Source organism: Acinetobacter sp. AG1 (assembly GCF_001005525.1).
Lineage (GTDB): Bacteria > Pseudomonadota > Gammaproteobacteria > Pseudomonadales > Moraxellaceae > Acinetobacter > Acinetobacter modestus.
Map to the genome: position 1 here is coordinate 1 of NZ_LBMZ01000071.1, position 12,906 is coordinate 12,906.

General features: G+C 41.5%; 12 protein-coding genes. 11 read left to right on the top strand and 1 reads right to left on the bottom strand.

All coding sequences use genetic code 11. The features are described 5' to 3' along the window. From AAV96_RS17875 to AAV96_RS01605, 11 genes are all read left to right on the top strand, one after another. The coding region (locus AAV96_RS17875) for a hypothetical protein (RefSeq protein WP_155857115.1) at positions 1–115 on the top strand (115 nt) is incomplete at its 5' end. Between the two features lie 8 nt (positions 116–123). Further along, a complete protein-coding gene (pcaB, locus tag AAV96_RS01560) occupies positions 124–1,479 on the top strand; it encodes a 3-carboxy-cis,cis-muconate cycloisomerase (RefSeq protein WP_046738055.1) in 1,356 nt (451 codons plus the stop codon). Further along, positions 1,476–2,261, top strand: coding sequence for a 3-oxoadipate enol-lactonase (pcaD, locus tag AAV96_RS01565; RefSeq protein ID WP_046738056.1), 786 nt, complete (start codon positions 1,476–1,478; stop codon positions 2,259–2,261). The genes pcaB and pcaD overlap by 4 nt, the downstream gene beginning before the upstream one ends. 42 nt (positions 2,262–2,303) lie before the next feature. Then, the gene (locus AAV96_RS01570; protein WP_046738057.1) at positions 2,304–3,656 is read left to right on the top strand and encodes an MFS transporter; all 1,353 of its coding nucleotides are present in this window, start codon (positions 2,304–2,306) and stop codon (positions 3,654–3,656) included. 24 nt (positions 3,657–3,680) lie between these two features. Then, positions 3,681–4,094: a 4-carboxymuconolactone decarboxylase gene (pcaC, locus tag AAV96_RS01575; RefSeq protein ID WP_046738058.1), complete on the top strand. Its 414-nt coding sequence runs from the start codon at positions 3,681–3,683 to the stop codon at positions 4,092–4,094. 10 nt (positions 4,095–4,104) lie between these two features. Further along, positions 4,105–4,830 (top strand): protocatechuate 3,4-dioxygenase subunit beta, encoded by a 726-nt coding sequence (pcaH, locus tag AAV96_RS01580; protein ID WP_046738059.1) that lies wholly within the window; start codon positions 4,105–4,107, stop codon positions 4,828–4,830. Positions 4,831–4,842: 12 nt separating this feature from the next. Next, positions 4,843–5,472 carry a protocatechuate 3,4-dioxygenase subunit alpha gene (gene pcaG, locus AAV96_RS01585; protein ID WP_046738060.1) on the top strand — a complete coding sequence of 210 codons (630 nt, stop codon included), beginning with the start codon at positions 4,843–4,845 and terminating at the stop codon, positions 5,470–5,472. A gap of 68 nt (positions 5,473–5,540) precedes the next feature. Next, a complete protein-coding gene (gene aroD / locus AAV96_RS01590) occupies positions 5,541–6,380 on the top strand; it encodes a type I 3-dehydroquinate dehydratase (protein ID WP_046738061.1) in 840 nt (279 codons plus the stop codon). A 17-nt stretch (positions 6,381–6,397) separates the two neighbouring features. Continuing rightward, positions 6,398–7,858, top strand: coding sequence for a NosD domain-containing protein (locus AAV96_RS01595; protein WP_046738062.1), 1,461 nt, complete (start codon positions 6,398–6,400; stop codon positions 7,856–7,858). Positions 7,859–7,876: 18 nt separating this feature from the next. After that, entirely contained in the window at positions 7,877–9,202 is a 1,326-nt protein-coding gene (locus AAV96_RS01600; protein ID WP_046738063.1) for a carbohydrate porin, read from the top strand. Positions 9,203–9,218: 16 nt separating this feature from the next. Then, on the top strand, positions 9,219–11,642 hold the full coding sequence (locus tag AAV96_RS01605; RefSeq protein ID WP_046738064.1) for a glucose/quinate/shikimate family membrane-bound PQQ-dependent dehydrogenase: 2,424 nt from the start codon (positions 9,219–9,221) through the stop codon (positions 11,640–11,642). 65 nt (positions 11,643–11,707) lie between these two features. Here AAV96_RS01605 and AAV96_RS01610 read toward each other — a convergent pair whose 3' ends face one another. Next, positions 11,708–12,832 carry a linear amide C-N hydrolase gene (locus AAV96_RS01610; protein WP_046738065.1) on the bottom strand — a complete coding sequence of 375 codons (1,125 nt, stop codon included), beginning with the start codon at positions 12,830–12,832 and terminating at the stop codon, positions 11,708–11,710. Between the last annotated feature and the right edge of the window lie 74 nt (positions 12,833–12,906).

A 12,906-nucleotide genomic window follows, 5' to 3' on the forward strand; every position in this document is an offset into this window, starting at 1 on the left:
ATTAGTGACGACGGCTTTGAATCAACTTGAACAGATTCAAGGGCAATATGCGTTGTGTTCGATGTGTATCGGTGTGGGGCAAGGCATCGCTCTCATCATTCAGCGTGTTGAGTGAGGTCTATCATGAGCCAGTTATACGCCAGCTTATTTTATCAGCCTGATGTCACTGCCATTTTTAATGATCGTGCTTTATTGGGTTATATGATCCAAGCCGAAGTTGCTTTGGCTAAAGCCCAAGCAAAAATAAATGTCATTCCTACATCTACTGCCTCGATTATCGAGCAGGTTGGGCAGAATGCCTTAGCAGAAATTGATTTTGATGGTTTGGCTGTTGCAACTGGTTTAGCTGGGAATATTGCGATTCCCTTTGTGAAACAATTCACCGCGATTGTTAAACAACAGAATGAAGATGCCTCTCGATACGTACATTGGGGTGCAACCAGTCAAGATATCATTGATACGGCAATGATTTTGCAATGTCGTGATGCGCTGGTCTTGATTGAACAGCAACTTCAATATGCGTATCAAGTTTCACTCAAACAAGCCGAGCATTATCGTGATCAGGTGATGATTGGACGAACATGGTTACAGCAAGCGTTGCCGATTACCTTAGGACATAAATTTGCACGTTATGCAGCCGGATTTAAGCGTGATCTTGATCGTTTGCAAGCAATGAAAGCACGTGTGTTAACTGCCCAACTTGGTGGTGCAGTGGGTTCATTAGCATCTTTGCACAATCAGGGTTCTGCTGTAGTGCATGCTTTTGCAATTGAATTAAAACTGACTACACCTGAATGTACATGGCACGGTGAGCGTGATCGTATCGTTGAGATTGCAAGTGTGCTTGCGATTACCGTTGGTAATGTTGGAAAAATCGCACGTGATTGGTCATTACTCATGCAGACTGAAATTGCTGAGGTTTTTGAGCCAACGGTAAAAGGTCGGGGTGGTTCATCTACCATGCCACATAAGCGTAACCCCGTTGCAGCCGCTTCAATTCTTGCAGCGGCAAATCGTGTACCTGCACTGATGGCAAGTGTTTATCAAAGCATGGTGCAAGAACATGAACGTGCTTTAGGTGCTTGGCATGCGGAATGGTTGGCGATTCCTGAGATTTTCCAGTTATGTGCAGGCGCATTAGAGCGTGCAAATGATGTGCTAGAAAATATGCAAGTCAATCCTGAAGCAATGCAGCGCAATCTTGAGTGTACAGATGGTTTGATTATGGCTGAAGCGGTGATGATGACGCTTGCAAGCAAAATTGGGCGCTTAAATGCACACCATGTGGTTGAGCAAGCGTGTCAGGAAGCAGTCGAACAACAAACTCATTTAAAAAATATTTTATCTCAATTAGATGAAGTGAAAAAATACTTCACCACATCTGATTTAGACGCACTTTTTAAACCTGAGTCCTATTTGGGCAATATCCAAGCGCAAATTGATGCAGTTTTGCAAGCAGCTCAAGGAGAGTCGAAATGATGATGAATATTCATAATCGTCAAGGACATCAACTTGCAGTGCAAGTGCAAGGTCTGAAAGATGCACCTGTCATTATCTTTTCCAATTCACTTGGGACTGATCATGGGATGTGGCAAGCGCAAGTTGCAGCATTCACTACACAGTATCAGGTTGTGACTTACGATACACGAGGTCATGGTGCAAGTGATGTTATTGATGCGACAACCTTGTCGAATCTTGCTGAAGATGTTGTAGATGTCTTAGATGCCCTTAAGATTGAAAAAGCCCATTTTTGTGGGATTTCAATGGGAGGGATCACAGGATTGTATCTTGCGATTCATCATGCAGAGCGTTTTCTGAGCGTCACAATTGCAAATTCGGCTGCAAAAATTGGTACGGCAGAAGCTTGGAATGGTCGTGCAAATAGTGTTGAACAACAGGGTTTAGCAGAGCTTGTTAAAACCACTCATACACGTTGGTTTAGTGAGTACTTTGATTATGCCCATGACGTATTGGCACAAAAAACTATTCAAAGTTTAGCTTTAACACCATCACAAGGTTATGCGAATGCTTGTCGAGCTTTGGCTGATGCCGATTTACGCGATCAACTGAATCAAATTCAAATTCCCACTTTAATTATCGCAGGTCAATTTGACCCTGTAACCACAGTTCAAGATGCAGAATTCATGCATCAGTCTATCAAAAACAGTCAGCTTGAAGTCTTGGCAGCTTCGCACTTATCGAATATTGAACAACCGCAAGTGTTCAACCAAACATTGTCCAAGTTTATTCAAAAGATATAACCGCACAGGGTTAGAAAGGAATTCGCCTACAAGGAGGCAACTATGGCACAGGAATTTGCTGCCCCAAAAAGCAGTATGGATGCGCAAGCACTCATTAATGATGCACCGATTAGTAAATATCAGTGGATGATCGCAATTGTTTGTTTCCTGATTGTATTTGTTGATGGGATTGATACGGCAGCAATGGGCTTTATTGCACCTGCGTTGGCACAAGATTGGGGCTTGGATCGTTCTCAACTTGGACCTGTGATGAGTGCTGCACTTGGCGGCATGATTATTGGTGCATTGGTATCAGGCCCAACGGCAGATCGTTTCGGACGAAAAATTGTTTTAACCATTTCCATGCTAGTTTTTGGTGGTTTCACTTTGGCATCTGCTTATGCAACTCATTTAGATAGTTTAGTTGTATTACGCTTTTTAACGGGTATTGGACTCGGTGCTGCAATGCCAAATGCAACGACTTTATTCTCTGAGTATTGTCCAAATAGGATTCGTTCACTTCTGATCACCTGTATGTTTTGTGGCTATAACTTGGGTATGGCAACAGGTGGTTTTATCAGTAGTTGGTTAATCCCAAAATTTGGATGGCACAGTTTGTTTTTATTAGGTGGTTGGTCGCCACTCATTTTAATGCTTTTAGTGATTTTTTGCTTACCAGAATCATATCGATTCTTGATCGTCAAAGGTAAAAACCCAGAAAAGGTCCGCAAAATTTTAAGCCGTATTGCACCTCAACAAGTTCAAGGTGTAACAGAATTTCATATTCCAGAAGAACAATCGGCTGTGGCTGAAAAGAAAAACGTGTTTGGTATGTTGTTCTCAAAACAATATGCCAAAGGCACGATTTTATTATGGTCGACTTATTTTATGGGCTTGGTCGTGATTTATCTCTTGACCAGTTGGTTACCAACTTTAATGCGTGAAACAGGCGCAACCATGGAACGTGCTGCATTTATCGGTGGTTTATTTCAATTTGGCGGCGTACTCAGCGCGCTATTTATCGGCTGGGCAATGGATCGTTTCAATCCAAATCGCATTATTTCAGTGTTCTACTTTATTGCAGGTGTATTTGCAGTTGCCGTTGGTCAAAGTCTCAATAATCCAACCTTATTGGCATTCTTAGTGCTATGTGCGGGCATTGCGATCAATGGGGCTCAGTCTTCGATGCCAGCCTTAAGTGCTCGCTTTTATCCAACGCAATGTCGGGCAACAGGTATTTCTTGGATGACAGGAATTGGTCGATTTGGCGCAGTGTTTGGTGCTTGGATTGGTGCAGTTTTGTTAGGCAATGATTGGTCTTTCACAGCGATTCTTAGCTTATTGATGATTCCAGCAACAGCTGCTGCGGTGGCGATTTTTGTTAAATCTTTAGTTGCGCATACAGATGCGACCTAACTTTCATAATCAGGGACAACGTCAATGAATGATGAACAACGTTATCAACAAGGACTGAAAGTTCGTACGGAAGTGCTTGGTGGAAAACATGTCGGGCGTTCTTTAGAGAACCTGAATGACTTTAACCAAGATTTTCAGAACTTTATTAGTCGATTTGCTTGGGGTGAAGTGTGGTCACGTGAAGGTTTACCACGTCATACCCGTAGCTTAGTTACCATTGCCATTTTGTTGGCCTTGGGACGAGAAGATGAACTCAGAATGCATTTACGTGCTTGTTTTAACAATGGCGTAACTAAGGACGAACTCAAAGAACTGATCTTACATAGTTCATTATATGCCGGTTTACCTGCTGCAAATGCTGCAATGCATATGGCAGAAGAGGTATTCAAAGAAATTGGAATAGATGTGCAGCCCGTTTCGGCACAGTCACAGGATTAAGGAGTCAGGCATGTTAATTCATACATTAGGTGCGTATCCGCAAAGAAATACGGATGATCATCCGCCAGCATATACACCAGGCTATAAAACCAGTGTGCTACGTTCGCCAAAAAATGCATTGATTTCAATCAGCGAGACCTTGACGGAAGTTACCTCACCACATTTTTCACCCAATCTTTTTGGCCCAAAAGACAATGATTTGATTCTGAACTATGCCAAAGATGGTTTACCTGTTGGTGAGCGAATCATTGTGCATGGTTATGTGCGTGATCAGTTTGGTCGCCCCGTTAAAAATGCCTTATTAGAAGTATGGCAAGCCAATGCGTCAGGTCGTTATCGTCATCCGAATGATAAGTTTATCGGTGCAATGGACCCTAACTTTGGTGGTTGTGGTCGTACGCTCACCGATGGAAATGGTTTCTTTATTTTCCGTACCATTAAACCGGGTCCATATCCGTGGCGTAACCGTATCAATGAATGGCGCCCAGCGCATGTTCATTTTTCTTTGATCGCTGATGGCTGGGCACAGCGCTTGATTTCGCAATTCTACTTTGAAGGCGATACCTTAATCGATTCTTGTCCAATTTTAAAAACCATTCCATCTGAAGATCAACGTCGTGCCTTGATTGCATTGGAAGATAAAAATAATTTCATTGAAGCTGACAGCCGTTGTTACCGCTTTGATATTCATCTTCGTGGTCGTCGTGCGACTTATTTTGAAAATGATTTGACTTAAGGGAGCAATACAATGAACGCGTGGAATTTTCAGGAATTGAAAGAAACCCCATCACAAACAGGTGGCCCTTATGTACATATTGGTTTATTACCACAGCAAGCCAATATTGAGGTGTTTGAACACAATTTTAACAATCAGTTGGTGAGTGAAAAAACGCAAGGTCAACGTATTCGTCTTGAAGGACAAGTATTTGATGGACTGGGTTTGCCATTACGAGATGTGTTGTTAGAAATCTGGCAAGCCGATGCCAACGGTGTTTACCCAAGTCAAGCCGATACTCAAGGCAAAACAGTTGATCCAAACTTCCTAGGTTGGGGTCGTACTGGTGCAAATTTTGAAACGGGTTTCTGGAGTTTCAATACCGTAAAACCGGGCGCTGTTGCAGGTCGCAAGGGCTCTATTCAAGCACCGCATATTGCAGTGGTTGTATTTGCGCGTGGTATCAATCTTGGTTTGCATACTCGTGTTTACTTCGAGGATGAAGTGGAAGCGAATGCAAACGATCCGATTCTAAACAGTATTGAATGGGCGACACGTCGTCAAACCTTAATTGCCAAACGCACAGAAGTGGATGGTGAAGTGGTGTATCGCTTTGACATTCGTATTCAGGGCGAAGATGAAACTGTGTTTTTTGATATTTAAATTTTAAGTGCATAACGAATGATTGCTTGCTCTTGGGAAAGACAGGCAATCCATTAAGGAAGATGATGATGAAAATGAAAACACTGGCAGCATTAACGTTGCTTGTTAGCCCTTTATTTACGGTTCAAATGGTACACGCTCAAGAAAATGTTCAAAAACAGGTTGAACTTTCGGCACTGGCACAACTACCTGTTAAAACAATTGTACCTATTACTGCAAAAACTAAAGAGCAAGCGATCGCTCAAGCAAAAGTGATTGCAGCCAATCAAGATGCAGATTTAGCAGAGTTTCGGATTGATTTATTAGATTTTGCTGCTGATAGCAAACAAGTGATTGCTTTAGGGCATGAATTAAAAAAGATTCTAGTTACTAAACCCATGATTGCAACCATTCGCACTCACAATGAGGGTGGAAAACTCACCATTAGTGATGCTGATTATGGCAAGACCTATCAAGCCTATTTAAAACAGCCTTTTATGGATATGTTAGATGTGGAAATGTTCCGCGATCAGCAGGTGGTTAAAAATACTGTCAAATTGGCGCATGACAAAAAAGTTTTGATTGTGATGTCGAATCACGATTTTCAGAAGACGCCAAATGAAGATGAAATTGTGAAGCGTCTTCTTAAACAGGATGAGCTAGGTGCAGATATTTTAAAAATCGCAGTGATGCCACAAAGCAAACAAGATGTTTTTACCTTGATGAATGCAACGTTAAAAGTCAGCCAACAATCTAAAAAACCACTGTTGACCATGTCTATGGGTAAGTTAGGCACCATTTCAAGAATTGCGACTGCAAATATGGGCGGTAGCTTTAGCTTCGGCATGATTGGTGAGGCATCGGCACCGGGTCAAATTGATGTGACCCAACTCAAACAGTTCTTAAAAACAGTTCAACCAACACAATAATTGAAAAGGATTTTAAAATGAACGTTATTTCTTTACGTTTAAGTGCGCTTGCAATCGGTTTAGCAGTATCAGGTTTGGCAGCAGCTGAAACTTATGTCGTTGATCGTTATCAGGATGATACTGAAAAAGGTTCACTGCGTTGGGCGATTGAACAAGCCAATACCAAACCAAGCGAAGCCAGTGAAATTCTGATTCAAGCAGTTGGGCAAGCACCGTATGAAATCAAGATCAATAGCCCACTTCCTGAAATTAAAGCACCTGTCAAAATCATCGGTACACAATGGGCAAAAACAGGTGAGTTTGTCGCAGTAGATGGTTCAAATTACATTAAAGGTACAGGGGTTGAAGCCTGTCCGGGTGCGGTAGCAGGGCAGTTTGGAACCAATGTGCGTACCACAACTTTACCGGGTATCGTGTTGCGGGACATTAATGGTGTCACGATTCAAGGTTTAGAAATTCGTCATTTCTGTATCGGTATTTTGATGAACCGTGCCAGCAACAACTTGATTCAACATAACCGCATTATGCACAACTATGGTGGTGCAGGTGTGATGTTGACGGGAGATGATGGCAGAGGCAATCCAACTGCAACCACCACCAATAATAACAAGGTATTGGATAATTACTTTCAAGACAATGGTGACGGTTTAGAGCTAACCCGTGGTGCTGCATTTAACTTAGTGGCAAATAATCATTTTATTTCCACTTCTGCAAATCCAGAACCATCACAAGGCATTGAAATCCTATGGGGGAATGACAATTCTGTGGTCGGCAACAAGTTTGAAAATTATTCAGATGGCTTGCAGATCAATTGGGGTAAACGTAACTATATCGCCTATAACGAACTAACCAATAACTCGAATGGTTTTAATCTAACGGGTGATGGCAATATTTTTGACAGCAATAAAGTACATGGCAATCGGGTGGGAATCGCGATCCGCTCTGAAAAAGATGCCAATGCCCATATTACTTTGACCAAAAACTTAATCTGGAATAATGGCAAAGAAATTAAACGTTGTGAGGCGGGCGGAAGTTGCGTACCGAATCAACGTGTCGGCGCGATTATCTTTGATATTCCGGGATTAGAGCATGCACATTTCGTCGGTTCACGTGGTCATGGGGTCAAAATTGATCCTGCAAATTTGCAAAAAACCTGCAACAAACCAAATGAGCAAGGCTGTAATGCTCAACCCAACCAGAATATTCAGGCACCGAAATTAACTTTGTCTAAAGGACAAATTGTCGCGCAAATTAAAGGGCAACCGAATCAACGTTATCAGCTTGAATTGTTTGGAAACTCATCAGCAAATTCAAATGAAGCGGAATTGTATTTAGGTTCGGTTGTTGCTGTGACCAATGCAGAAGGTATTGCGATTGCATCATGGAAGCCAACAACAAAAGTGGCGGCGGTGACTGCAAATGTTACCGATCATTTAGGCGCAACTTCTGAACTTAGTTCAGCCGTGAAATTTAAATAAAAGCATGGAGGCTTTGACATGAATTCAAGTTCTTTATTGGTCAAAATGAGTTGTTTGGCAATTGCCATTTGTACAGCACAAAGTAGTTTTGCCGATCAGCCTTGGTCGCAAGATCGTCAATGGCTACTCGGAGATGGGAACGGGCAACGTCAGCAATTAGAAAAAGACGGCTATAAATTTACCGCAGCGATTATGAGTCAATCAGCAACCAATCTAGAGGGTGGCTATAACGACGATAATAGCTTTGAAAATGCGGCTCAATTGGCCCTAGGTGCAAATTTTGATTTAGGCAAAATTGCGGGTTGGGAAAATACCACAGCCAATATTTTAATTACCAAGCGCGATGGTAATTCTTTAACACTAGAGCGAATTAAAGATCCACGCTCTAGTGCTTTAGGCAACACCCAAGAGATTTATGGGCGAGGCAAAATTTGGCGTTTAACTCAGGCTTGGGTCAAAAAAGGTTCTGCTGACAATACGGTGCAATTCAAAATTGGTCGTATGGGCATGTCAGATGACTTTAATAGCTCGCAATGTGAATTTCAAAACTTATTGTTATGTGGTGGTCAACTCGGTAAGTCGATTGGTTCAATTTGGTACAACTTACCAGTTGGGCTGTGGGGTACTAATCTTAAATACCAATTTGCGCCTGAATGGACATTGGGTGTTGGTGTCTATGAAGTAAACCCTGACAATGTTAAAACTGGAAAAAGTGATGGTTTTAACTTGGATATGGACAATGTCAAAGGGGCAACCATTCCTGTGGAACTGGCTTGGCGACCTAAGTTTGCAGCATTCAATGGATTAGCAGGTGAATATAAGCTGGGTGCGTTGTATTCGACTGCTGAAGCCAATGATATTGCAACAGTTGGCAAAGTCCACGATAGCAAACATAGTTTTTGGTTGAATGCACAGCAACAACTCACCCAACAAGGTGAAAACCCTAAACGTGGTTTATATGTCAGCTTTAATGCCGTGGTGAATGATAAAGCCACCACAGCCGTACAAAGCACACAACAACTGGCTCTTTGGTACAAAGGACCATTTGATAGTCGTCCAAACGATTCAATTGGTTTTGGTATTGCAAATTATTCAGTCAATGATCGTTATACCGATCGTCAAATTGCAACCAATACCAGTCGTGGCTATGACGAATATGATGCACTTGCGGCAGATTATATTCCCGTACAACGTGATGAGCTCAATCTTGAGCTGAACTATACCTATCAATGGTCACCTGCGATCATGCTCAGACCAAATCTACAATATATTCATCAGCCTGCGGGTGTTAAAGAAGTCGATGATGCGTGGGTTGCAGGTTTAAGTATGCGCGTGAATTTCTAATATAGGAGTATGACGTATGTCTGAATCTACAAGCTCACATATCATACTGAAAATATGGTGTTTTATTTTAGGGCTAGCTTTGCTACTGACAGGATTGTTTTTTACCGTCGGTGGTGTGAAGTTGGTGACATTAGGCGGATCATGGTATTTCGTGATCTCAGGTCTATTAACGTTAGTATCCGCATTTTTTATTTTTAAGAAAAAAGCATTAGGCGTAAGTATTTTCGCTGTTGTATTTATTGGAACTATTATTTGGTCGCTGTTTGATGCTGGCTGGGAATTTTGGCCTTTATTTTCTCGACTTATGTTCCCAGCAGGTTTATTTGCAGCTCTCATGCTGACTTTACCTGCGATACGCCGTTATCAATATCAACCGACTGCTATTTTACCTGCTTATGCTGTGGGTGGGTTAACTGTATTGAGTATGATTATTGGTCTCTATCAAATGTTTATTCCACACCCAACGGTCACGGCTTCTGGTGCGCAATTGCCATTGGTTCCAGTTAAAGCAGATATGAAGCAAACCAATTGGCAACATTATGGACAGGATGCTGGTGGTAGTCGTTTCGCAGCTTTAGATCAAATTACCCGTGACAATGTACATCGATTAAAAGAAGACTGGCGCTTTCGTACAGGTGATTTCACAACAGGTTCGGGTAATGGTGCTGAAGATCAAATGACACCATTGCAGGTCGGAAATAAACTTTTCTTATGTACCCCGCACAATAATATTTTTGCTTTAGAAGCCGATTCAGGTAAACAACTTTGGAAAGCTGAAGTCAATTCTAAAGCGGATGCGTGGGAACGTTGTCGTGGAGTTGCATACTTTGACTCAACTCAAGCATTGCAACAACCAACACTAGTTGGCGCAACACCCGTAAAAGCAGTTGCAACAAATACATCTTGTTTACGTCGTGTTTATACCAATACACCTGATGGGCGTTTGATTGCTGTCAATGCTGACACAGGTGAGCGCTGTAAAGACTTTGGTGTAGATGGTACTGTTGATTTATTAAAAGGATTGGGTGAGGGCACCAAAGCCCCACGTTTTGAAGTCACTTCTGCGCCAACGGTGGCTGGTTCAGTATTGGTCATTGGTAGCCGTATTGCAGATAACTTTGCGGCAGATATGCCAGGTGGTGTTATTCGTGCATACGATGTCATTACAGGTGAATTACGTTGGGCATTTGATCCACGTAATCCTGATCCAAACTATGTACTTAAAGACGGCGAAACTTATAAGCGTAGTTCAGCTAACTCATGGGCAGCCATGTCTTATGATCCGCAAATGAACACCGTATTTTTACCGATGGGAAGTTCATCTGTCGATGTTTGGGGTGGTAATCGTCAGCCACTCGACCACAAGTACAACTCATCTGTATTGGCTTTAGATGCCACCACAGGTAAAGAAAAGTGGGTGTATCAAACTGTTCATAATGATTTATGGGACTTTGATTTACCAATGCAACCAAGTCTTGTTGACTTCCCAATGAAAGATGGAACAAATAAGCCTGCGGTGGTAATTGGAACAAAATCAGGTCAATTCTTTGTGCTAGATCGTGTCACAGGTCAACCACTGACAAAAGTGGTGGAGCAAGCTGTAAAACCTGCGGATATCAAAGGTGAACAATACAGCCCAACACAACCGCGTTCGGTTGAAATGCCTCAAATTGGTAATCAAACCTTAACTGAATCAGACATGTGGGGTGCAACACCATTTGATCAATTGATGTGTCGTATCAACTTCAAATCAATGCGTTACGAAGGTTTATTTACTGCACCGGGTAAAGATGTTTCACTCAGCTTCCCTGGCTCTTTGGGTGGAATGAATTGGGGCAGTATTGCATTTGATCCAAGCCATCAATATATGTTTGTCAATGATATGCGTTTGGGCTTATGGATTCAGCTGGTTGAGCAAACACCAGAAGATCTTGCACGAGAAGCAAATGGCGGTGAAAAGGTGAATACGGGTATGGGGGCTGTGCCAATGAAAGGTACGCCATATAAAGTAGATAAAAACCGTTTCTGGTCGAAATTGAATATTCCATGCCAAAAACCACCTTATGGCACGATGACAGCAATTGATATGAAAACACGTCAAATTGCATGGCAAGTGCCGATGGGAACAGTAGAAGATACTGGCCCAATGGGCATCAAAATGGGATTGAAAGCACCGATTGGTATGCCTACGATTGGTGGACCAATGGCGACGCAAGGTGGTTTAGTCTTCTTTGCAGCAACACAAGACTATTATTTACGTGCATTAGATTCTTCAACGGGCAAAGAGTTGTGGAAATCACGTTTACCTGTTGGTAGTCAAGCAACGCCGATCAGTTATGTTTCACCTAAAACAGGCAAACAGTATGTGATGATTACGGCGGGCGGGGCTCGTCAATCGCCTGATCATGGTGATTACGTCATTGCATATAGTTTGCAATAACATAAATTGATGTGATTCAGAAAAACTGCAATCAAATGATTGCAGTTTTTTATTTTAGTTCAATTCTAAGCAGAAGCAGTCAAAACAGGCATTTTGATTGCGTCGGAGATGACAACGAATTGTGGTTTAGCATTTTCTTGAAGTTGATAATCTGAAAAGTTGACTTGCCAAAAACCTAAACTGGCTGTGGTTGCGATATAAAAAACTTGATTTTCATGATCGCGCACAATTTCCCATTGAGTATAGTCTCCTTTAGGATTACCGCTTTGGTCAATACACTGCTCACGTGTTACATAAATACCTTTAATGACATTCATGGTGTGGGCAATCGCAGCATTGTTGCTCGGTTTAGGATTTTGATTTAACCATAACATTGAATAATTCAATGTCATTGTAGTGCGTAGAAAACGGTCGGCGGGTAATGCTGATGAAGATAAACCAATGGAACCACCACCATTTCCGGCTTTATTAACATTCAAACCAATGATGGTTTTATTATCTGTTTCGACATTTGTGACGCCTAAATAGTTTTCCAAATTTGTTCGATGCCAATCAATAAACGGATTATTCGTCATCACACCAAGATCGCTATTATCAGTAATCGATAAAGCACCATCATGGAATTCAAGAACTAAACTTGCTCCTGTTTTATCATGGAATTGGAAATGAATAGGAATTAAATTTTTTACTTCATTACTTTGATTGAGTTCTGTATGTTCAGAAAATTGTAATGGGTCCCAGAAATATAGAGTTTCACCTAAAGATGTAGTTTTACCCTGTTGAATAGCATATAAATCGTTTTTTAATGTTTCAACTGAAGAATAATTAGAAACAGCCCAACCACAAATATCAAGTGCAGAAATGAGTTTTGCATGTTGTGGAGCATCAGCTTTTTTAGGATAAATCGATGGTGGAAGCCACAATGCTGCTGCTGAGAATCCTTCAGTATTCATAGCATCAGAAACTTTGGTATCCAATAGATTTAAAGGTAATTTAATACCAATACCCATAAACCCATATTTTGCTTGCCATTTATATGCAGGAGTATTGGGATTCAGACTATCAATGGCTTTTAAGCTGGTTGCAACGGGTATGGCAGCCAATTGCCAAGTAAATGTAGCTGCAAAATCCATTGTACGACCTGAAATTCGATAACCTGTTGATTGAGGTAAAATAAACTCAGTACACATATATTATTTTCTCTTTTGATTATAAATAAAATAATTATTTTTAAATTGATAACTTATTTTTAGAGCAATCGTGT